The sequence below is a fragment of the Tenacibaculum sp. 47A_GOM-205m genome, assembly GCF_000518405.1.
GTDB lineage: Bacteria > Bacteroidota > Bacteroidia > Flavobacteriales > Flavobacteriaceae > Polaribacter > Polaribacter lutimaris.
The window spans coordinates 132125-155311 of record NZ_JADN01000004.1 but is presented as its reverse complement, the minus strand read 5'-3'; the positions used below and the strand labels follow the sequence as shown (position 1 = coordinate 155311).

Here is a 23187-nt window from a genome sequence, read left to right as displayed (position 1 = left end):
ATTAATAGGTTAAATTAAAAATAAATATCAGAAAAAGTGATTGATAATCAATTAATAAGATTACATTTGCACTTTAATATAATATTTTTAACAATGAAAGAAGGAACAGTAAAGTTCTTCAATGAATCTAAAGGTTTTGGATTTATTACAGAGTCAGGGTCAAACACAGAACATTTTGTACACGTATCAGGTTTAATCGATGAGATTAGAGAAGGTGATACTGTAGAGTTTGAACTTAAAGAAGGAAAAAAAGGATTAAACGCAGTTAGCGTTAGAGTATTATAATATATCTCATATTTTATTTTTCTTAAGAGTCTGTATTACAGACTCTTTTTTATTTTAATAAAGTGTTTTTTTTGATTTTAAATCAAAAAGATTTTATAAATTTGCGCCCACTTATCACGAGATGATAAGATTTATTAATAACCAAGGTCGCGAACCTTAAAAATTAAAAATTATGCCTGTAAAAATTAGATTACAAAGACACGGTAAAAAAGGAAAACCATTTTATTGGGTAGTAGCTGCTGATTCTAGAGCTAAAAGAGACGGTCGTTTCTTAGAGAAAATTGGAACTTACAACCCTAACACTAACCCTGCAACTATCGATTTAGATGTTGATGGAGCTGTAAAATGGTTACAAAATGGTGCTCAACCAACTGATACTGCTAGAGCTATCTTATCTTACAAAGGAGCTTTATTAAAGAATCACTTAGCTGGTGGAGTAAAAAAAGGAGCTTTAACTGAAGAGCAAGCAGAAGCTAAATTTACTGCTTGGTTAGAAGAAAAAGCATCTAAAGTAGCTGGTAAAGCAGATGGTTTAGCGAAAGCAGAAGCTGATGCTAAAGCTAAAGCTTTAGAAGCTGAAAAAGCTGTAAACGAAGCACGTATTGCTGCTGCTGTTCCTGCTACTGATAGTGAGGATGCTGCTGTTGCTGAAACAGGTGCTGATAGCGAAGAATAAAAACATGTACTACGATGATGCAAAAAGAAGATTGCTTTTATCTTGGCAAAATCGTTAAAAAACATAGTTTTAAGGGTGAGGTAATTATTAAGTTAGATACTGATGAACCCGGTCTTTACGAAAATTTGGAATCAGTTTTTGTCGATTTAGGCAATAATCTGGTTCCTTTTTTTATTGAAAAATCTTCGTTGAGTAAAGGAACTATGTTTAGAGTAAAGTTTGAAGATGTAGATACGGAAGCTGATGCAGAAGCTATTTTGCGTTCAGAAGTGTATTTACCTTTAGATTTGCTTCCAAAACTTTCTGGAAATAAGTTTTATTATCATGAAGTTATTGGGTTTACGGTTGTAGATGATAATTTTGGTGAAGTTGGAACTATCGTTAGTATTAATGATGCTTCTGCACAACCTTTGTTTGAAATTGATAGAGAGGGTAAAGAAATCTTTATCCCGATGATAGACGATTTTATTAAAAAGGTAGACAGAGAAAATCAAGTAATTGAAGTAAATACCCCAGAAGGACTAATTGAGTTGTATTTAGGGTAAAATTAGTTAGAGGTATTTATTTAGATAGTATAAAAAACGGAAGGAGTAACCCTTCCGTTTTTTATACTATACAGCTTTTTTAACAACTTTTAATTTATAATGTTTTTTGTTTATCTCTTTTTCAATCAAGTCTTTTGATCTAATAACATCGGTTATTTGAAGATTTCTACCGTTAAAATTTCTTTTTATAATAACTCTTTCTAGCCAAAAGAACTGTCCTTTAAAAATTAAAGGGAAGATTAGAAAGCGACTAATTTTGTTTTTTACTTTTTTTCGAGCGGGTTTTAGGTTAATTTTCATTTCCTTTTTTTAGTTTGGTTGAGTAGAATTTTATGTGTAATACAACAAGAAAAACTCCTCTTTTTTTAAAAAAAAGACTGATAAATGTAATTGGGGAGGGGAATGTTAACAAAGTATAATTATTTTTATGAGGTGTACTTTGTTAAAGCATTGCAATAATAATTAAAACTTTATAAATAAGAGTTTGAAATCATCCAAAAACAAGAAAATTAACATAGAGTGTATATGTTTGTTAATGTCTAGAAAACATACTCAAATACGCAGTCTTCTCCATTTTCAAAAACTTGTTGCATTCCTATGTAATTAAAACCTAAGTTTTTTAACAGTTTTTGAGATTTTTCGTTTTTAGGCATAGTTAAAGCCAATACTTTTTCTTGTTTAAATTTTGTGCGAACGTATTCAATAATTAATTTAGTAGCTTCAGTTGCATAACCTTTGCCTCTTCCAATTGGTAAAAAAGCGTAGCCAATATCAATAAAATCAAGAGTATTTCTTTGTAAGGCGGTAGATGCACCAATAGGCCTGTTGGTTTCTTTTAAAATAACCGTAAAAAAACCTAATCCACCTAATTTTAAATTTTTAAATAAAATATCTTTTAAATAGACTTCAGTTTCTTCAATAGATTTTAAGTTTTTGTCACCTATAAATTGAATCCAATCAGGATCGTTAAATAATTCAAAGTAAAAAGGAGCATCACTCACTAGAGCGTCTCTTATGATTAATCGTTCGCTTTCTAATAACATGGTTTAAATATAAATTAAAAATGTACTTTTGCGAAGCAAAAAAATAACAAAATGAGTTTATTACAAGAATTACAAGATAGAAGCGGAAATCAATGCGAGCTATGTGCATCAAAAGATAACTTATCAATTTATGAAGTGCCACCTATTTCTACGGGGGGAGTAGATGGTAGTTTACTGGCTTGTAGCACTTGTATTGAGCAAATAGAAAACCCTGAAACTACCGATGCAAATCACTGGCGTTGTTTAAATGATAGTATGTGGAGTGAATATAGAGCGGTAAAGGTTGTAGCTTGGAGAATGTTAAATCGTTTGAAAAAAGAAGGGTGGCCACAAGATTTGTTGGATATGCTATATTTAGAAGATGAAGATGTGCGTTTTGCAGAAGCTACTGGTGAGCATTTAGATGAAAGCGAAAAAATTATTCATCGTGATGTGAACGGAGCGATTTTACAAGCAGGAGATAACGTGGTGTTGATTAAAGATTTAAAAGTAAAAGGTTCTAGTATGGTAGCTAAACAAGGTACTGCAGTACGTAGAATTTCATTAGACCCTGAAAATGCTAAATACATTGAGGGTAAAGTAGACGGAACACAAATAGTTATTATTACTGATTACGTTAAGAAAATGGCAGAGAAGGAATAATGCTAAAAGGCAAAAAAGCAGAGAGTTAACTCTCTGCTTTTTTTATTTCTCGGTGTTATAAAACACTTTGTAAAATTTCATTTTTTTCTCTTCATCATAGCCTTGTTCCAAATATTCGGCAGAAGCATCAGGAGCATCAACATCAATTTTAATTTGGATATTGGTGTCTAGCTTTATTTCTGTTTTGAACTTACTTTTTTCCTTCTTTAAAACAACATCAGATACTTCGAAGTTATTACGAATTAATACATCATTTAATTTTTCAAAGTGTTGTTTGTAGTCTTCAAATAAATCTTTGTGCTTGGTTTCTTCAAAGATTTCATCTTTAAAGTTATGATAATCTACACTTTCGTGTTCTTTAAAGTAATCAACAGTATTGGCTAAAAAGTTACTTTGTTCTTGTTTTCCGAACTCAGGTTTTATAACTTCTTCAGAAAATTCTTTACACATTTCTAAATAGTTCTGAGTGTGTAAGTTACGGTCATCTGCATATTTAACACTCAAAAAGTTTTTAATCCAGTATTGAGCATCGTATTGATTGTTGTCTACAGATAAAACTACAGTACCTTCGGTGTCAGAAGAGTTTAATATCAAACAACCTTTGTCTAATCTTTTGGTTGAAATTCCTTTTTGAACCACTACATCAAAACTATCATCATCTTGATAAGTTTGAAAGAAATCTACCTTACTTTCAATTTTAAAAATTCCGACAGCCTCTGTTAAAACATCTTTATACTCGATGCCTTCAAAATAAGCAACAATTACATCTCCTGTTTTAATATTAGCAGAGTTTGATTGTTCGTATAAATGATTTACAATGTTTTTAGAATGCTCAATAAACACTTCATTGCTGTCATCTTCAAAAATATCAGAAGAGTATTTGTTGATTTCATTTAGACGTACATCCGCATGATGACTAAAACGATAACTTTGTGTAACCGCACCAAAAGGCTTTAGTAAGAAAGGAAGTAGTAATTCATAACTTTCTTCATCAAAACGAACTAAGCTTTCAGAAAAAGCATTTTGTCCGCTATTGTATTTATTAGCTACTTTATGAATAATACATTTGTTAATTTCTGTACGAGTTCTTTTAATCATCTTATAAAAAATTGGAAGACAAAAATAGAAAAATTAAAGTTCCAATTTTAATTGTTCCGGTAACAATTTAAATGATTTTCGATGGTAAGGTGTTGCTCCAAATTGACGGATGGCTTCGCGATGTTCTTTAGTGGGATATCCTTTGTTTTTTTTCCAGTTATACTGTGGGAATTCTTGGTGAATTTTCTCCATATATTCATCCCTGTAGGTCTTTGCCAATACTGAAGCTGCAGCAATACTCATAAATTTAGCATCACCTTTTACAATAGTTTGATGAGGAATTTCTTCATGCGGTTTGAATTTATTCCCATCAACAATAATAAATTCAGGTTGAATATTTAATTGTTGAATAGAACGATGCATACCTGTGATTGAGGCTTGTAAAACATTTAATTCATCTACCTCTTCTTGATGGATGAAAGAGACTCCAAAAGCCAATGCATGCTCTTCAATATATGGACGAAGTTTTTGTCTTTTTTTCTCTGAAAGTTGCTTGGAATCGTTTAGTAATTCATGTTGAAAATCATCAGGTAATATAACAGCGGCAGCAACTACAGGACCAGATAAACAACCTCTACCTGCTTCATCAGTGCCTGCTTCTAATTTATATCCGCTATAGTTTAATTTCAACATGCTACAAATTAACAGTTTTCAAAGAAATTAAACTTAAAATTAATCGTTAAATTATTTTACTTTTGCTGTTATGAAGAAAAATCTTTTAGTATTCTTTTGTTTGATAAGTATTCAGGTAATTTTTTCTCAAAAAAAATCTCTTGACAGAAGTTTTGCTAGACCTACAGGAGGTTTTAATCAAAACTTAGATTCTCTTTCTGATAATGAGATTAATGTAAGACTTAGTGGAAAAACAAAGTATACCGATTATAAAATTATATCACATAAGAACGATACTACAATTATAGATACTACACTTACTCTACAAAAAGAATATAAGTTTAATTTTTTACGAAAAGATAATTTTGAATTATTGGCTTTTCATAATCAAGGGCAAACATTTAATAATTTAGCATACGATTTCACGAATATTTCACAATTTCCAGATATAGGTTTTAGAGCTAAAATGTTTGGTTATATGGATGTAGAAGATGTAAATTATTACCATGTGCCTACGCCAACATCTGAAATTCTGTATCGAACAGGTTTGGAACAAGGGCAAGTTGTAGACGCATTGTTTACTACAAATTTTTCTAAACGATTTAATTTAGCGATAGCCTATAAAGGACTTCGTTCATTAGGAAAATATAGACATTCATTAGCAAGTACAGGTAATTTTAGAGTGAGTTTTAGTTATGAAACTCCAAAAGGACAATATGCGATAAGAGGACATGTGGTAAATCAAGATTTTTTTAATCAAGAAAGTGGAGGGTTAACAGAAACTTCTTTAACAGCTTTTCTAAACGATGATCCTAATTTTAGCACTAATAGAGGTAGGATGGATGTGATTTTAGATAATGCGGAAAATAATCTAGATGCTAAACGTTTGTACTTTGAACACTCTTTTAAACTACTTTCATCGAAAGATAGTGTAACGCAAAAAGATTTTTCGAATTTAAAATTAGGACATTCATTTACGAGAGATTCAAAATTTTATCGTTTTAATCAAGGAACAGCGACACCAGATGTATTTGGTAATGTTAATGTTTCTAGCGGAATAAGTAATAAGACAAAATATTTGCTGTATGATAATCAACTGTTTTTAGATTTTAAATCAAAGTATGTGCTAGGAAAGTTTCGTGTTAAAACAGGTGTAACTTCATATACTTATGGATATGAAAATTTACAAAATAATACAGTTGGAATAACAAAAAATAAGTTAAAAGGAGATGCTGTTTCATTCGGAGCAGATTGGAATGGACGTATAGGTAATTTTCATGTAAATGCTTCAGGAAGTCTTACTCCAGGAAGCGGACGTTTATCAGGAAATCAATTTTCAGGAGAAGCTTTTTACAAGAAAGATAGTGTGTTTACTGTGAAAGGTAGGTTAGGTATTAGTACCAAATCTCCAAATTTTAACTTCTTGCTGCATCAAAGTAGTTATGATGATTATAACTGGGAAAATAATTTTTCTCAAATAGGAACTCGAAGTTTAGGAGGTGTAATTGATTCTAAATGGGGTAATGCTTCGTTAGATATTACTAATATTAGTAACTATGCCTATTTTGATGAAAATGGGCAGCCAAAACAATTTTCAGGAGATGTTAATTATTTAAAGGCGAAAGTTTCTAAAGAGTTTACCTTCGGAAAATTTGCTTTAGATAATACTTTAATGTACCAAAAAGTAGCAAGCGGAGAAAGTGTTTTTAGAGTGCCTGAATTTGTTACTCGTAATACATTTTATTATACTGATGAATGGTTTAAAGGAAAACCTTTATTAGTACAGATAGGAGCAACGTTTAAATACTTTTCAGAATATAAGGCGAATGCTTATAACCCATTATTAGCAGAGTTTACGTTACAAAACGATACAGAAATAGGTTATCCAACAGTTGATTTATTTTTTAACGCACGAGTAAGAAGAACTCGAATTTATTTTAAAGCAGATAATGTTAGTTCTTTCGTGTTAAAAAAGAATTATTTTTCAGCACCTAACTATCCATATAGAGATTTTGTAATTCGTTTTGGAGTTGTTTGGAATTGGTTTATTTAATAATATGAAAGAAAAATTACGACAAAACTGGAAGCTATTTTTAATAGGAAGTTTAACTTTAGGTTTAGCACCTTTTAAACCACCTCATATTGTAGGAAAGCTACAATGGATTGCAGGAGGAAATGCTTTTTCTGGAGAGCATGCCATGAAGTTTATGGATTGGTTTGATGTGTTTTTACATGGAACACCTTGGATACTTTTAATAGTTTCCATAATCTTAAACCTTTTAACTTTAAGCTCAAAAAATAAATAGAATACTTGCTTTTTTCTATAAAAAAAACCTCACAAAAAGTGAGGTTTTATTATATGTTATTTAGATGTAAGTTGTTTTATTTTAATTCTGAAGGCAGCATATATTAGGGTAGTAAAAGGACTTAGCCAGTTAAACATAGCGTAAAAAGCATAGTCTATAACAGGGACTCCTAATACACCGGAGTGGTAAGCACCACAAGTATTCCAAGGAATTAAAACAGAAGTTACCGTACCAGAATCTTCAAGTGTTCTACTTAAATTTTCAGGAGCTAAACCTTTATCTCTATAGGCTTGGGCATACATTTTTCCTGGAACTACAATTGCTAAGTATTGATCAGAAGCTGTAAAGTTTAACCCGATACAAGTAGCAACTGTACTGGCAAATAATCCGAATACAGAGTCAAATAAGCTTAACATAAAACTGCTAATTTTAGCTAAAGCCCCGATAGCATCCATCACTCCACCAAAAACCATTGCTAATAAAATTAACCATACAGTTCCTAACATTTTTTTCATTCCTCCTGCTGTAAATAAATCTTTTAAAACTTCATTGTCTGTGGCAACAGAGGTTTCAACAGTAATAGCTTGCATTACTCCTTTGTATGCAGCTTCAAAATTTAATTTTTCAACTCCAGCAACTTGTGCAACAATGTGTGGTTGGAAAATTAAAGCGAAGACTCCGCCTAAAATTGTACCTGCTAAAAGAGCAATTAAGGGAGGTGTTTTTTTAATAATTAAAATGATAACTAACACAGGTACAATAAACAACCAAGGTGTGATATTAAATGCTTTGTTAATATCTGTAAGCATTTGTTGTGTGTTAGCATCTCCAGTAGTTGTTTGCGTAAATCCAAGTATGATAAAGAAGATAATGGTAACAACAAATGTAGGGATTGTAGTATAAGCCATGTATCTTATATGGGTAAATAAGTCGGTTCCTGCCATAGCTGGAGCTAGGTTAGTAGTATCAGACATTGGAGACATTTTATCTCCAAAATAAGCTCCAGATAAGACAGCTCCAGCTGTCATTCCTAAAGAAATTCCTAAAGCTTCTCCAATACCTATTAGAGCAATACCTACAGTAGCTGAGGTTGTCCAAGAACTTCCAGTGGCAACAGAAATTACAGCACAAATTATTAAGCAGGCTACTAAAAATATAGTAGGATTTAAGATTTGAAGTCCGTAATAAATCATTGAAGGAATAATACCACTAATAAGCCATGTTCCTGCTAAAGAACCTACCATTAAGAGTATTAATATGGCTCCTGCTGTAGATTTAATATTCTCAGCAACTTCCTCTATCATTCTTTCATAAGAAACCTTGTTTCTGAATCCTACAATAGCAGCAACAGCACCTCCTAGTAATAATATAAATTGATTACTACCACTTAAAGCATCATCACCAAAAACATATACATTATAAGCTAACATTGCAATTAAAGCAAAAACAGGAATTAATGCTTCCCAAATACTAAGCTCTTTATTTTGAATTATTTTTTGATCTTCAATTTTAATTTCTGAAAGGTTTTTGTCGTCTTGCATGTGTAGTATTTTTCGGATTGTAATGTTACGATTTTGAATAGAATTACACAAATCGAATCAGTTAAAGACTTTCTTTAAGAAAAATTGAAAAGAAATGATAGATAAACAAAAATGTCACTTTAAACAGTGTGAAAAAAGTCAATAGCTTTTATACTGTTTAAAGTGACAGGTTTAAAAATATGAATTTAGTGTGTTTACAATACACCAACTTCCTTCATACACTCTTTCATCATCTGATAGGTGCGTTCAATATCATTGTCTAAACCAATTGAAAAACGAATTAATCCATCGGTTAATCCCATTTCTTTTTGTTCATCTAAAGGAATTTCAGAAGAGGTTGAGGTACCAGGAGCAGAGAATAATGTTTTGTAAAAACCTAAACTTACTGCTAAATATCCTAAGTTTTTATCTTGCATCAATTCCATTAAAGCATTGGCTTTGTCTAAAGAACCCGCATCGATAGTTAGCATTCCTCCATAACCATATTCTTCATTCATCATTGATTTAAAAACTTCATGAGAAGGATGTGATTTTAATCCAGGATATACCGTTTTTAAACCATCAGCTTCAAACTTTTCGGCTAAATAACTAGCATTTTTACTGTGTTGTTTTATTCGGATGTGTAAAGTCCTCATATTCTTTAGAATTGATGAAGCACGTAAAGAATCCATAGAAGCTCCTAATAACATACTAGCACCATCAATAACACTTTTTTGCGAATTGATAAAATCTGTACTTCCGCAAACAACGCCACCCATGGTGTCAGATGAACCGTTGATGAATTTTGTTAAACTATGAACTACAATATCTGCACCTAATTGAGCTGGAGAAATTGACAGTGGAGAAAAAGTATTGTCTACAACTAACTGTAAATTATACTTTTTAGCTAAAACTGATAGTGCTTTAATGTCTGCAACTTCCAATAGTGGATTACTTACAGTTTCGCAGTAAATCATCTTAGTGTTTTTGTTAATAGCAGCCTCTACGATGTCTAACTTTGTTATGTCTACAAACGAAGTTTCAATTCCAATTCTAGGAGTAAAATTTTTAAGAAAAGCATAAGTTCCTCCGTAAATAGTTCTACTAGAAACTATATGGTCGCCTGCACCACAAATCTGTAAAATGGTTGGGGTAATAGCTCCCATACCTGTAGCAGCAACATTGGCTGTTTCTGTTCCTTCCATAGCTGCAAGAGCTTCTGCTAAATATAAGTTTGAAGGAGAAGAATGACGAGAATATAAATAACAACCGTCTGTGTTTCCTTCAAAGGTATCAAACATTGTTTTTGCTGATAAGAAAGTATAAGTAGAAGAATCTGAAATAGAAGGGTTTACACCACCGAATTCTCCAAAATATTGTAAGTCTTGTATGTTGTTTGCAGGTTTAAATTTCATGTTGAATTGAATTAGTTATTTAATGACTACTAAAATCAATATTATGAGTTAAAAAATCAACTAAAAATAGTTTTTGTGGTTTTTTAGACTAGATTTGCGATAATTATTAGATTTTATTACAACTGTTATTGTGGTGAATCTTAAATAAATAGATTTTTTTTCAGATGAAGTTAGATAAAATAGACAGAAAATTGTTGGAATTACTCCAAGTAGATAGTAAACAAACAACTAAACAGTTGTCTTTGCAATTGGGGTTATCGGTTACTGCAGTTTACGAACGAATAAAAAAACTAGAAAAAGAAGAGGTTATTAAGCAGTATGTTGCTTTGGTAAATAAGAATAAAATAGGAAAATCGTTTTTGGTGTTTTGCCATATTCGATTAGAAAAGCATACTAAAGAATATATTGCTGTTTTTGAAAGAGAAATTAATAAGCTAGAAGAGGTAACTGAATGTTTTCATGTAAGTGGAGATTACGATTATATTTTAAAAATCTACGTAAAAGATATGGATGAATATCGTGAGTTTATGGTAAATAAAATTACGGCCTTAAAGCATATAGGTAGTACTCATAGTATTTTTACTATTGGTGAAGTTAAAAATTCTATAGCAATAGCTTTATAAAAAAAATCGAGTAACTAATTACTCGATTTTTCAATTTCAATAAAAGTATCTTGTGCTTTTATTATTTGGTTGTAAAACTCTTTTAAATAATGATATTCTTCGCTCGTATAAACTCTTTTATTTAGGTTTATTCTTGAGTATACACTAATTACATTATTTAAGTTTTTAAAATTAATAATAAACCTACCGCCTTTATTTGGTAAAGACAAAACTTTATTTTCTGGTAAATTATTTACTATATATCCTTCTGGTAGTTTTAAAGAAAGCATATAGGTATGATTCCTAGGGTAGCCATAATCAACAGGATAGTCTCTTTGATTAAGTTTGAAAGGATTTTGAGTATACCTGTCTATCAAAAAAGGGTTGATTCTGAGTTTAGTTTCAAAATTTATAGGATCGGTTGTGATTTCATAAATTTGATGTAAAGTGTTTTCTTTTTCTTCTAAATTTTGATGTTCTAAATTTATTACTTCTATGTTTGGGTACTTAGACTCAAAATTTTCAATATAACTTTCAGAGTCTGTAGAGTTCAAGTTCTCCCTATCATTTACAGCGTAGAAACCATCACTAGAAACCATCAAATTACCACTTAAGCTATTTTCTTGATTGAAAGATAATTGGGCTTTAATATTTCTAAAGCTTTTTCTGTTTAGCTTAATAGTTTCCCAGTAGCTGCCACTAGCAAAATTCATAGTTCTGCCATCACCATTTAACGATTCATGTTGTACTAGGCCAAAAGGTAACTGTTTATTAGTAGCATCTAAAAAGTATGTTTTATTGTTTATAATAGCTTTTACTAGTAAATAATTAAAGTCGTCAATTATTGGGTGGAGTCTTGTAGGGACTGCTTTGTTTCTTGTTGAAGTTAAAACTAGATAGCTTTCAATATTTGCTGCTTTTAAAGAGTTGTATAATGATAAATTAATATCAAAAACATTCCCTGTTTTATTTTCAAAAGCATCTTTAATTCTTACTTTTTTTGATGGCCAGTATTTTTCATTCCAAGTAAAATATTTTTGAATAAAATAATAAACTTTTTTGGCTCTTTCTAAATCATTGTTAATTAAAATAAGAGAAGGGGGTAAGTTATTCTTGAAGAAACTTTTTTTAGAGGTTTGATTGTCTAAGAAATTATATTTCAAAGTTTTATCTGCATCGTTCCATGTTTTAGTATATTTATCAACGCCACCTCTTGGATTTTGAAAAGATTCTAAATCAAAACAAAGTTTAGAAATAAAGTTTTCTTTACTCAACATATAATCTTCTTCTTTAAAAGCAGGAATATTGTCTATTCCGTAATCTAAAATCAAACAAGCACCATCACCAAGCCCAGGAATATAAATGCATCCTTTTTTTACAGAAACATCACTCCTATTCAAATCAAGAAATCCTACAAGTCTTATGTTATACTTCCAGTTTCCTAAAATTGCTGCAGTAAAATCACTTCTAATTTTAGGAATATCAGATTGAAAATACCAATCATCAATTTTAGAGTAAGGAGAGGTGACAGAGTATGTATATTCAATTACGCTACCTTCTTTAATGTTGGGTAAAGTAAATGTAACTTCCTTCCATCCCCCATAGAGATCTTTTGTATAAACTTGTTTATCAATTAAATGATTTTTAAAAATTGTATTACTTTTTGAGATGTTATAAGTTATCCCTTTTATTGAGTGTACTCTTTCATCACCATAAAATGGAATTTGTATGGTAGCTTTATTAGTACCTTCTTTTTTTAATATTTTTATTTTAAAATAATAATCAGTAGTTTTTTTGTAGTCTCTACTTTCATCTATATAGTAATTGGCATGTTCGTAAAGAACAACTGCATTTGCGGTTGTATCTTTTTCATACCAATTCATATTTAATTCTTGTACGTCTACGTTCCCAATTTTTGTGGACCTTTTCTTTTGGGAAAAACTATTAATAAAGAATAGACAAGTTAAAGTTAGTAATATACTTTTCATTATATCTTTACTAATATAATTTTTTCAGTTTGTTTTTCAACTAATTTTTTATAAAAGCCTTTAAGAGTTTCATAGTGTTGTGGGGCGATGAAACTAGAATTAAATTGAACTACTGAAGATATTTTTATTTTATTTTCTTGAACTAAAGTTTTGTACTTAAAAAAACCAATATTTTCTGGAAGACCAATAGCTAACTCCTTAGGGCAGGAGTCTACAGAGTAACCATTAGGTATTGTTATTGAAACAGAGAATTGATCTTGCCAAGGCATACCAAAATCTATTGGGAAATTTCTTTCCTCTGATTTAAAAGGGTTTTCTTTAGTAGCTAGGAATAATAAAGGAGATAAATACATTTTATTATTAATCTCTTCAATAAAATCTTCACCAGAAAATTTTATGCTTTGAATAATAGGTTTTGATAAACTTTCTTTATTTAAGATTTTAAAGTCTTCAATTTCTATATTATGTTGACTCTCTATGAGATTTATAAGATCTTCTTCCTTTTTTAAGTTATTTTTTTGACGGTAAAACATTGCAGAATGCCCTTTTAAAGATTTTCTAAACATTCCATTTATTTCTCCAGATTCATCAATTTTTATATGCAAAATGTTATTTTCTTCAGCTAGGGTTGAAGGGATAAGGCTTACTCTTTTAGAATTTCCTTTTTTAAGAATTTCTGTTCCGTACCAATTTAAAGTTCTGAAAGGTAGTGTGTTGATGGTTGATAGGGTTTCGGTAGCATCGAGTAAAATATATTTATTGTTTGGTAAGTTTACTTTGGAGATAACATAATTAAAACCTTCTCTTGTAGGAAACAGTGAAATACCATTATCTTTTGTACTCGTCAAAACAGGATTTGCATCAAGTCCTGCATATCGAAGCATCGAGGTTAGCATTAGATTAATCTCAGTGACATTACCTGTTCCTTCCTTATAGGCTTTTTTTACCCCTTTTTCTGTAAATTTTCCATAATATTCATTCCACTTAACTTTAGATTTAACGAATTGGAATATTAATGCTATTTTATCTACATCATTTTTTGTTGTTTTTATTAAATTAGTTATGTCGTCTTTAAAATAATTGGTTTTTTCTAATTCATTTCCAAATTCGGAAGAGTTATAAATTGTTTTACAAACATTTTCCCAGCTGGTTGAATAATTTTTAACTCCTCCACCAATTTTTATAAAATTTGTTCCTGCTAATTCAAAAACAATACCTCCTCTGTAATTATCAATATTCCCAGAATATGGTTCGTTATCTTTTAGAGAAGGAATATTACTTTGGCTAAAAATACTAATATTAGAGGTGTATTCTATTTTTGAAGAATTAAAGGAGGTTACAACACTTGAAAATCCAGGATCTTTTGATCTAGATTTTGAGTTTAATGTAATATTTTTATGTTTTTTCGTGTTAGTAGGGGTAATATGATAATAACCTTTAAGTCTTTGGTTGAAGCTAAAATACTCAGGTATTTCTACTTGAGCACTTAGTTGTTTAACAGGTATTCCGTATTGAAAATTAATAGTTTTAATATCCCAATAAGGAGAAGTTAAAGTATATCTAATATCAATAACACTCCCTTCTTTAACATTAGGAAATGTAACTTTTTTTTGGCTTCTATATTTATTTAATTGCTCTTCAAAAATATCTTTTTTAGATAATTTTTGTTCTGTGGTTTTACCATTTTCTAAATTAAAAGTGTAAGCTTTTAAATAAGTGATTTTTTCAGCTTCGCCTATTTCAGGCTTATAATAGATTATTTTTTTTGTAGCATAGTCAAGTCCTTCTTTTGTGTAAATCTTAATTCGTTCATGGTAATCAGTTATAACTTGAAACCCGTTATTTTGATCAAATTCAAAATAAGTTCTTCTATCTTTTATCAGATAAGCAGCGTCAGCAGTAGAATCTAAAGGGTGTATACTTTCTTCTAATTCTTCTTTTGAAATTTTTCCAAATTTTATTTCTTGAGCATTTAAATTATAAATAAATATTAAAGTAAATAAGAGTAATGCTTTTTTCATAATAATTTTATAGTTTGGTTAATTCTGTTCTTAGATTGTCGTATTTAGCAACAGTTTTTCTAAATTTTCTGTAGTCTTTGTAATTTTCTTTAGGGTGCACTCCTTTAAAAAGAGAAAACTCTCTTTTATATTTAAAAGAGGTGCTATCAATCTTTTCAAAATGAAGACTGTAAGTTCCAAATTTATTTGTGATGTTTATGTCATCAGGTAGATTCGTTAAAGTATAACCTTGAGGAATACTAAAGATAAATTCGTCTTTATCTGTAAAACCTCTTTCTATTTCTAAAGAACGTTGCCTGTTTCTGTATTTTTTTGGAATTCCAGTTACTCTATTAAATACATTTAGTTTGAACAAATAACTGCTATCTCTAACTGTAGCAAACTTTTCTATTTTGACATTAAGACTTTCTGTAAACTCAACTTTTTCTTTGTTGTTTACATGCTTAATGTCTTTGATTTCTAAATTATTATTATAACTCCAAACATTGGTTTTGTAATGTTTGTTAAGCTCTTTTTGAGTATAATTTTCAATATAATATTTGTCATCATATTGAGTTCCATATGACTTTCTTTCAAGTTGAGCTGAAATACTTCCTTCAGGTAATAATTTAATAGTTGCTTTGTTTATTTGTAAATTATCTTTGTTAATGTAAGCAGGAGTTCTTTTTATAATTCCACCTTCAGGGGTTATTACTAGCACATCTCTGTCATCTGTAAAATCACCCAAAAAGCCAAAAGGCATAGTTTGACTAGTACATTCTAACCAAATGTCATTTCCGTTATTAGGAATATTAAGAATCATATGGTTTCCTTGCATGGAAGTAAAACTACTATCAATATTTTTTTTATTATCAGCATACACTATAGTGTGGTGTGATATAATACCAACAACATCTAATAGAGCTTTAGTGTAATTCGTTAATCCTTTGCAGTCTCCATAGTTTACTTTATCAACTTTATTAGCAGTTATAGGTTCCCATCCACCTATGTCTACCTGAACACTAATATATCTTGTTTTGTTTTGTACAAATTTGTATATTATTTCAGCTTTTTTTACAGGGTCATTAACACCTTTAACTAAGTCTTTTACTTTTGCAATTGTGGCTGGTGATAACTGATTTCTTCTCTCTATGAGATTTTTATACATCCAAGTCCCAAACTCTTTCCAGTTTTTAGCATAACCTTTAACTCCTTTATAACTGAAAGAGTTAAAAGAAATGGAAAGATTGGGTACAAGTTCTTCGAAATTTAAAGTGTAATATTCATGTTTAATAGCTTGTTGGTTGGTTAGTGTATAATTTATATTAGTATCGCTAGAAAAATTTTTAATAGAAAAACCATCGAAATTTTTTTGTCTTTTTCTAAATGGAATGTTTTGAGGGTTTTTTACAATATAGACACTTTTTTCTGTGGATAAGTAATAATCTTCAATAGGAAACCATATAGGAATAAAAGCTGTTGAAGAGTTTTTTACTTCAGATTCAAAAACTACTGTATAGGGATATGATGTAGGGGTGTGTTCTAAAAATTTAACCCTAGAGTCTGAATATAGTGTACCTCCATCAATAGCACTAACATCTTGAAAATCGTTCTTAGAATATTTTTTTATCTTATTTCCTAACGCATCATAAATAATAGCAGATAAACGAGTGATTTTAGTATCATTATTATAATGTTTATAAGCATTAATATGACCTTTCCCTAGTTTATTAAGAACAGTAACAATTCTTTTTTGTTTAATTGTAAGTTGATCTACGGCTTCTATTGTTATGACTAATTCGTTTAACCGTAGTATAGCGTTGGCATTTTCTTTTAGTTCTTTTGAGATGAAAAGAGAAGAGAGGTTTTGTTCTTCTTGAGAGAAAATAGTACTACATAGCATAAACACTATTAAAAAAATAGTGAGTTTGTTAATTTTCATGCAATTAATTCATTTTGTTTTCTAAAAACGAAAATATAAAAAATAATAGAATATAAAAAACCGTAGCTTTATATATTCTCCTGTTGATTTTTATAAAATGAATCGGTTTGTAGTTTCATTAAGTTACGAGCCATTTTTTGTTTGTAATTGTATAGTTCTTCTTCTGTTTTTAAATCAGAGTAGACTTTATCGTTAAGATCCTTATCGGTTTGTAAAATAGCCTCCCTTTGATAAACTTGTTGCTGAATCCAAGTTTTTATTTGTGATTCATGATTTTCCAATTTATAATCGTATTCACTTTTTGAACTGATGAGTTTCGCAAAAATAGGAGCAGTTTCTATCGCTAAAAACAGCAGGAATATAAAGAAGGAAGGTAGCCAAGGTAGTTTGTTTAAAGCATTAACGCGCGCCATTAATCCATCAAAATTAGAAATAATAGGTTGGCTCTGTGCTTCTTTCAGTTTTTGATTTTCTAGTAAATTAGCAATAGCAGCTTCTTTTTGTTGAATCTTATTGGTGTTTTCAGTTTTTAACTGATTCAATTCAGTAAGAGCAGCATCGTGTTTTTCTCTTTTTTCTTTATAAACAGGGCCTTTACCAAGAAGTTTTGTCCCTTTTCTGCCTTCAGCTTCCGCAATATAAGTTTCATACAAGGTGTTTACCTCGTTTTCTTTAGTGGTAATTTCATCTCTTAAAGCAGTAATTTCTGAGTCAATTTTTTTTACTTCTGGAGTAAATTGTTGTGCAATTTGAGTTTTGTTGTCTAATGTCATCTGGTTTTTTTCAGTCAACAACACTTGGTTGATTTCTTTTTCAAAAATTTTTAATTCTAACGGTTTAGAGATTACGATAGCAATAATCATTGCTAATAATAATCTAGGAAGTACTTGTATAAGTTCTTTTCGTTTAGATTCACTTTTTTTAATGGTAGAAACGATAAATCTATCTAAATTAAAAATTAACAACCCCCAAACAATTCCGAAGAAAACGGAAGTATACATATTGTCAAAAACAGTATACAAAGCGTAAGCAGATGCAATAGTTGCCATAAGTGCAGTGAAGAAAACTGTAGCACCAATACCCGCATATTTATTTTGCTCTCCATTAGCACATTTTTGTAGCAAATCTAAATCAGCTCCAGAACAAAGAAGGAAAAATCGTTTTAACATAAAATAAGCTTATAGTTTAATAACGAGTTATTTAGGGTTCTGTTACAAAAAAAGCCTCATTTAAGAGGCTTTTAACAAAATTAGTTTTTTGTGGTTATGTATATGTTAATTTCTTCATCGCTTATCTTTTTCATCCTTGTAGTTTCCAAATTCAAGTAGTCTATTTTTTTAAGGTGTTGCTCTGGAACTTCTTTGTTGTTTAAAAAATATCTTTTGATAGTATAATTATTTAAAATTTTATCATGACTAATTATATCAAATACATTAAGTTTTTCATTTGATTTATTAGGTATGTTAATCTCGTGTGCTTTATTACCTACTATCCACCCTAATTTTTTCTCGGAATTAACGTTCTTTTTATTTTTTGAAGGAGGAGGTGGTAACTGTTTTTTGATTTTTTGTATGTATTCTTTTGTGTTTAACTGATATTGATACTCTTGAGGAAAACGCTTACTTCTTGCATTTTTGTGAACAAAACTTCCAGTGTAGTTATAAAAGTCGGTGTTTTTATAACTATTTAAAACATTGTTGTTAACTGCTTTTCCGTCAATCCAAATGGCATACTTTTTAGTGTTTTTAAAATCTTGGAATAGTTTATTAGATAAAGTCTTCTGTTTTAATTTAACTGGAGGTGGAGGTGGTGGTAGTATTTTCTTTTCTTCTTCAGTTAATTCAGATATCTTTTTAGTAATTTCTCTACCACCTTTTGTTGTGTAGGTAAATGTTCCTTTCTTACCGTTAACTATTCTTTTTAGTTTTGGTATTGAGTCACTTTTTACAGATGTGTGTTTAGTTTTATTATTAGCTAGAGGAGGAGGTGGAAGTAACTTTTTATCTTCTTTAGTTAATTCACTTTTTAATTTATAGTAAACTTCACCATCTTTTTTTAATCTAACGTAAGGGTTATGTGGGTTTACAGGTCTTTTTACTTTTGTTTTATCAGTTTTTGGTAGGTTAAAATATAAAGACCCCAATTTAGAGAACAAGTCATTTAATCGTTTTTGTCTTTCGTCAGAACTTTTAATATAATGAGGTTTTTGATTTCTAAGTTCCTCATATTCTTTGTTTAGTTTATTGTAGTCAGTAACTCTATCTTCCCAGACTTTTAATTGTTCTCCATTCGCTAAACCTATATTAAAAGTGTCTTTTTTTTCTGCAAAACTCATTTTCAGAGAATTTGCCTGATTGAGCTTGTTTTTAATATCTTCTAATGAAGAAGAGTTATTAGTTATTTGTTCTTTTGGAAGTTCCTTTTGTATAATTTCAGAGTCTATCAACTTATCATTATTTTCATAGGCTTCAACTCTTTCGGCAAAAAGTAATGTAAATCCTGCTAGTACCGGTATTACTGCCAGTTTTTTTAGTAAGATTTTGGTTCGAGAACTTTGTTTTGTCATCATTAGTAATCTTTTTTTAGTTAATAAATAATTCAAATTACTGGCCAAGTAATAATCGTTGTTCCAAGCAGCTCTATTTAATAGTAAATATTGGTACTCGGTAGTATTTTTATGAATTGTAATTACCTTGTTATCAGCTAAAAATTCATGGTTTAATTTAATAGCTTTTTTAAGGAATATAAACGTAGGGTTTATCCAAAACATCACCTGTAAAAACTCAATAAGTAATACATCAAATGTGTGTTTTTGTAAGGCATGTGTTAATTCATGTGTATAAAGTTCAGTTTCAATCTTATTTGAATTGTACTCTTCTTTGTTGATGAAAATGTAGTTCCAAAATGTATGTGGACTAATAGGGTCATCAACCAAGATGATGGTAGCTTTTTCTTTTTTAATTTTTTGATGATGTTTAATTTTGAGATAAATGCTAACCAGATTTTTTATAAAGCGAACCAAAAGAATCAAAGCAATTATTGTATAAGCAAAGGCTAGATATAGCATATAATCTATTTCTTGTGTTTGAGAAGTAACAATCTCTGTTGCCGTGTTGCTGTCAACAATCATTGGAACAAATAGTTCGGAAGCTTGTGGGGTAACTTCAATATATATTTTATACAATGGAGCTAAAAAGGAAAACAACACGCTACCCAACAGATAAAATCGGTTGAATTGATGCATTTTTTCTCGCTCTAATATCAAGTGATAAAAGGCAAGCAACAACGCTAAACAAATTCCTGATTTGATAAAATACGTTATCATTATTGTTGCTTTTTAATTTGCTGATCGATGATCTTTTTTAAATCTTCCAATTCTGAAACCGATAAATCCGTTTTTTCAGTAAAAAATGAAGCAAATTGACTCGCAGAATTGTTAAAAAAGTTTTTAATTAATCCGTTTACATGCTTCGAAAAGTAATCTGATTTTTTAACCATAGGAAAATACTCTCTTGATTTTCCGTATAGTTTATAATCTACAAAACCTTTATCCTTCATCCTTTTTAATAAGGTGGCAACAGTTGTTGTTGCAGGTTTCGGTTCGGGAAATTCAGCTAAAATATCTTTCATAAAAGCTTTTTTTAGCTTCCATAAGTATTGCATTACTTGTTCTTCGGTTTTTGATAATTGCATTTCTACAAAATTAGAATTAACTCTACAAATGTAGAAATAATTTTTAATTCTACAAGTGTAGAGTGTTTTTTTAATAAAGAATTAATAAATTCCTTATCTAAGTAACAGGTAAATATTTGTTATTTTGAAGAAAAAAATAAAGTATGAGATTTATAATAACACTTTTGTTATTCTGTGTGTTTTCGGGGTTTTCTCAAGAAAAATTTGAGCGTGAGTTTCGAATTTCATTAGAAGAAGTTCCGTTAAAAGCACAAAATTTTATTAAACAATGTAAGTTTGATAAAAAAGTAAAATGGTACATGGAAGAAAGTCAAGATGGAAAAGCGATTGAAGCAAAGTCTTATAAAAATAGTTATAAGTACAGTATAGAATTTGATATAAAAGGTAATATGCTAGATGTTGAAAAGAAGATTAAATGGAAGGAGATAGAACCATCTATTAGAAAGAATATTGAAAATTCATTAAAGAATGAATTCGAAAAGTTTACGATAAGGAAAATTCAAGTTCAATGGAAATCGGATGAGCAAACATTGAAAGGGCTGATTAACGGTGATAAAGAATATAAAATAGACACGCTTTATGAAATAGTACTTAAAGGAAGAAAAACACAATCTACAAGTTTATATGAAGTACTTATTAACCCTGACGGAACAATTGTAAAACAATTAAAGTTTACCCCGTCTAATTCACTAAATTTAGAATTCTAATGAAAAAGGAACTTGTATTTTTAGTACTTGTATTGTTTGTAGTGTCGGTTAAGGGGCAAACAAGTTTTACATCAGGTTGGTTACCTAAAGTAGTGGTATCAGCAAAAACATCTTCAACTACAAAGTGGGTAAATAGTATAGAGGCAAGGGAAGTTTTTTATGAAGACGAGTTTACTTTTTCTCATAGTTTAGTAGATGTTTCTAGTATTTTTTCAATAAAATCAGATGTGAATAAGTCTTTTAATGTAGGGTATATCCTCCGGTTTAAAGAGGATAATGTTATTCATCGGGCAGTTCAACATTTTAATTTAGTGCAAAGTTTTGATGCACTTAAATTAGGGCATCGCTTTGGTTTTGAACAATTTTTTGAATCAGGAGCTAAACCTCAATACAGAACTCGTTATCGAGCCTCTTTAGAAAAAGCATTGTCAGGGGATAAAGTTGATGTTAAAGAATGGTATGTAAAGTTGTCAAATGAATATTTGTGGCAGTTTAATGAAGAAGATTTAGAGGTACGATTATCTCCATATTTAGGATACCAGCTTTCTAAAAAAGACAAACTAGAGTTTGGTCTTGACTATCGTTTAGGAAAATTGCTAGATACACCAAAAAAGAATTCGTTGTGGTTTAGAACCACTTGGTATATATCTTTATAAAAAAAGTCATTACAATTGTAATGACTTTTTTGTGTTATTATTTAGATAACTCAGTAAAATACTGATAGAAATATGGAATGGTTTCAATTCCTTTAAGGTAATTCCATACTCCAAAATGCTCGTTGGGTGAGTGAATTGCATCTGAGTTTAATCCGAATCCCATTAAAATAGTCTTACTCTTTAATTCTTGTTCAAATAAAGCAACAATAGGAATACTTCCTCCACTACGTTGTGGAATAGGAGTAACCCCGAAGGTTTCTTGGTAGGCTTTATTTGCAGCCTGGTAGCCAATATTGTCAATAGGTGTTACGTATCCTTGCCCTCCATGATGAGGTTTTACTTCTACTTTAACCGATTTTGGAGCGATATTCTCAAAATGTTTTTTGAACAATTCAGTAATTTCTTCCCATTCTTGTCCTGGTACTAAACGCATTGATATTTTTGCATAAGCTTTTGAAGCAATCACAGTTTTTGCTCCTTCACCAGTATATCCTCCCCAAATTCCGTTTACGTCTAAAGTAGGGCGGATAGAGTTACGTTCGTTCGTAGTATAACCAGCTTCTCCGTGAACATCATCAATATCTAACGCAGCTTTATAATCTTCTAATGAGAATGGTGCTTTTGCCATTTCATCACGCTCTTCACGAGATAACTCTTCTACTTTATCGTAAAAACCAGGAATGGTAATATGATTGTTTTCATCATGTAAAGAAGCAATCATTTGTGTTAAAATGTTAATAGGATTTGCTACTGCGCCTCCATATAAACCTGAATGTAAGTCTCTATTAGGTCCCGTTACTTCAACTTCTACATAACTTAATCCACGTAAACCAGTAGTAATTGAAGGAATGTCGTTAGCAATCATTCCCGTATCAGAAATTAAAATCACATCATTGGCTAACTTTTCTTTGTTTCTAGGAACAAACCACGCTAAGCTTTCAGAACCAACTTCTTCTTCACCTTCAATCATAAACTTCACATTACAAGGTAAATTTCCTGTATGTGTCATGTATTCTAATGCTTTTACATGCATATACATTTGCCCTTTGTCATCACAAGCACCACGAGCAAAAATAGCTCCTTCAGGGTGTATGTCTGTTTTTTTAATAACTGGTTCGAAAGGAGGAGAAGTCCATAAGTCGATAGGGTCAGCAGGTTGTACATCGTAATGACCGTAAACTAAAACTGTAGGTAAGTTAGGATCAATTATTTTTTCTCCATAAACAATAGGATATCCAGGAGTTTCACAAATCTCTACTTTATCACATCCTGCTTTTTCTAAGCTTTCTTTTACCGCATCAGCAGTATTTAATACATCTTGATTGTAAGCTGGATCTGCACTTACTGATGGAATTTTCAATAAATCGATAAGCTCATTAATAAATCGATCTTTATGTTGAGCTATGTATTCTTTTACGTTTTGCATGGGTTGAATATTAATGAACTTCAAAAATAAG

The 23187-nt window shown here is 30.2% G+C and carries 21 protein-coding genes; 9 read left to right on the top strand and 12 right to left on the bottom strand.

Features of this window, described 5'->3' with window-relative positions:
- Positions 1-93: 93 nt before the first annotated feature.
- The 3 genes from N534_RS0104305 to rimM all read left to right on the top strand — a co-directional run bounded on the left by N534_RS0104305 (position 94) and on the right by rimM (position 1506).
- A complete protein-coding gene (locus tag N534_RS0104305; RefSeq protein ID WP_028891302.1) occupies positions 94-285 on the top strand; it encodes a cold-shock protein in 192 nt (63 codons plus the stop codon).
- Positions 286-457: 172 nt separating this feature from the next.
- Complete coding sequence (locus N534_RS0104300) at positions 458-961, top strand: 30S ribosomal protein S16 (protein WP_028891301.1); 504 nt, start codon at positions 458-460, stop codon at positions 959-961.
- 17 nt (positions 962-978) lie between these two features.
- A complete protein-coding gene (gene rimM / locus N534_RS0104295; protein ID WP_028891300.1) occupies positions 979-1506 on the top strand; it encodes a ribosome maturation factor RimM in 528 nt (175 codons plus the stop codon).
- A gap of 539 nt (positions 1507-2045) precedes the next feature.
- Here the strand turns inward: rimM and N534_RS0104285 are convergent.
- On the bottom strand, positions 2046-2549 hold the full coding sequence (locus N534_RS0104285) for a GNAT family N-acetyltransferase (RefSeq protein ID WP_028891298.1): 504 nt from the start codon (positions 2547-2549) through the stop codon (positions 2046-2048).
- Positions 2550-2600: 51 nt separating this feature from the next.
- On the opposite strand from N534_RS0104285, the gene N534_RS0104280 reads away from it, so the two are divergent.
- Positions 2601-3191: an alkylphosphonate utilization protein gene (locus N534_RS0104280; protein WP_028891297.1), complete on the top strand. Its 591-nt coding sequence runs from the start codon at positions 2601-2603 to the stop codon at positions 3189-3191.
- A gap of 42 nt (positions 3192-3233) precedes the next feature.
- On the opposite strand, the gene N534_RS0104275 is transcribed toward N534_RS0104280, so the two are convergent.
- Both N534_RS0104275 and N534_RS0104270 read right to left on the bottom strand, forming a co-directional pair.
- Complete coding sequence (locus tag N534_RS0104275; protein WP_028891296.1) at positions 3234-4289, bottom strand: nucleoid-associated protein; 1056 nt, start codon at positions 4287-4289, stop codon at positions 3234-3236.
- Positions 4290-4322: 33 nt separating this feature from the next.
- Entirely contained in the window at positions 4323-4922 is a 600-nt protein-coding gene (locus N534_RS0104270) for a ribonuclease HII (protein WP_028891295.1), read from the bottom strand.
- A gap of 70 nt (positions 4923-4992) precedes the next feature.
- Between N534_RS0104270 and N534_RS0104265 the strand changes: the two genes are divergently transcribed.
- Together N534_RS0104265 and N534_RS0104260 are read left to right on the top strand one after the other, a co-directional pair.
- Complete coding sequence (locus tag N534_RS0104265; RefSeq protein ID WP_028891294.1) at positions 4993-6954, top strand: putative porin; 1962 nt, start codon at positions 4993-4995, stop codon at positions 6952-6954.
- A 4-nt stretch (positions 6955-6958) separates the two neighbouring features.
- The gene (locus tag N534_RS0104260) at positions 6959-7207 is read left to right on the top strand and encodes a hypothetical protein (RefSeq protein ID WP_028891293.1); all 249 of its coding nucleotides are present in this window, start codon (positions 6959-6961) and stop codon (positions 7205-7207) included.
- A 56-nt stretch (positions 7208-7263) separates the two neighbouring features.
- Here the strand turns inward: N534_RS0104260 and nhaC are convergent, their stop codons facing one another.
- Together nhaC and N534_RS0104250 are read right to left on the bottom strand one after the other, a co-directional pair.
- Positions 7264-8748 (bottom strand): Na+/H+ antiporter NhaC, encoded by a 1485-nt coding sequence (gene nhaC / locus N534_RS0104255; RefSeq protein WP_038005498.1) that lies wholly within the window; start codon positions 8746-8748, stop codon positions 7264-7266.
- 194 nt (positions 8749-8942) lie between these two features.
- Entirely contained in the window at positions 8943-10142 is a 1200-nt protein-coding gene (locus N534_RS0104250) for an aminotransferase class I/II-fold pyridoxal phosphate-dependent enzyme (RefSeq protein ID WP_028891291.1), read from the bottom strand.
- A gap of 164 nt (positions 10143-10306) precedes the next feature.
- Between N534_RS0104250 and N534_RS0104245 the strand changes: the two genes are divergently transcribed.
- Positions 10307-10765, top strand: coding sequence for an Lrp/AsnC family transcriptional regulator (locus tag N534_RS0104245; RefSeq protein ID WP_028891290.1), 459 nt, complete (start codon positions 10307-10309; stop codon positions 10763-10765).
- Positions 10766-10779: 14 nt separating this feature from the next.
- Here N534_RS0104245 and N534_RS14420 read toward each other — a convergent pair whose 3' ends face one another.
- The 6 genes from N534_RS14420 to N534_RS0104215 all read right to left on the bottom strand — a co-directional run bounded on the left by N534_RS14420 (position 10780) and on the right by N534_RS0104215 (position 20367).
- Entirely contained in the window at positions 10780-12627 is a 1848-nt protein-coding gene (locus N534_RS14420; RefSeq protein ID WP_197017693.1) for a DUF3857 domain-containing protein, read from the bottom strand.
- A gap of 104 nt (positions 12628-12731) precedes the next feature.
- Positions 12732-14753 carry a DUF3857 domain-containing protein gene (locus N534_RS0104235; protein WP_028891289.1) on the bottom strand — a complete coding sequence of 674 codons (2022 nt, stop codon included), beginning with the start codon at positions 14751-14753 and terminating at the stop codon, positions 12732-12734.
- 7 nt (positions 14754-14760) lie between these two features.
- The gene (locus N534_RS0104230) at positions 14761-16674 is read right to left on the bottom strand and encodes a DUF3857 domain-containing protein (RefSeq protein ID WP_028891288.1); all 1914 of its coding nucleotides are present in this window, start codon (positions 16672-16674) and stop codon (positions 14761-14763) included.
- 68 nt (positions 16675-16742) lie between these two features.
- On the bottom strand, positions 16743-17843 hold the full coding sequence (locus N534_RS0104225; RefSeq protein ID WP_028891287.1) for a DUF4407 domain-containing protein: 1101 nt from the start codon (positions 17841-17843) through the stop codon (positions 16743-16745).
- A gap of 80 nt (positions 17844-17923) precedes the next feature.
- Positions 17924-19999, bottom strand: coding sequence for a M56 family metallopeptidase (locus N534_RS15015; RefSeq protein ID WP_081728283.1), 2076 nt, complete (start codon positions 19997-19999; stop codon positions 17924-17926).
- Positions 19999-20367, bottom strand: coding sequence for a BlaI/MecI/CopY family transcriptional regulator (locus N534_RS0104215; protein WP_028891286.1), 369 nt, complete (start codon positions 20365-20367; stop codon positions 19999-20001). The genes N534_RS15015 and N534_RS0104215 overlap by 1 nt, the downstream gene beginning before the upstream one ends.
- A 143-nt stretch (positions 20368-20510) precedes the next feature.
- On the opposite strand from N534_RS0104215, the gene N534_RS0104210 reads away from it, so the two are divergent.
- Positions 20511-21074: a hypothetical protein gene (locus N534_RS0104210; RefSeq protein ID WP_028891285.1), complete on the top strand. Its 564-nt coding sequence runs from the start codon at positions 20511-20513 to the stop codon at positions 21072-21074.
- Entirely contained in the window at positions 21074-21730 is a 657-nt protein-coding gene (locus tag N534_RS0104205; RefSeq protein WP_028891284.1) for a DUF2490 domain-containing protein, read from the top strand. The genes N534_RS0104210 and N534_RS0104205 overlap by 1 nt, the downstream gene beginning before the upstream one ends.
- Before the next feature lie 37 nt (positions 21731-21767).
- Here N534_RS0104205 and N534_RS0104200 read toward each other — a convergent pair whose 3' ends face one another.
- On the bottom strand, positions 21768-23156 hold the full coding sequence (locus N534_RS0104200; protein ID WP_028891283.1) for a dipeptidase: 1389 nt from the start codon (positions 23154-23156) through the stop codon (positions 21768-21770).
- Positions 23157-23187: the final 31 nt, after the last annotated feature.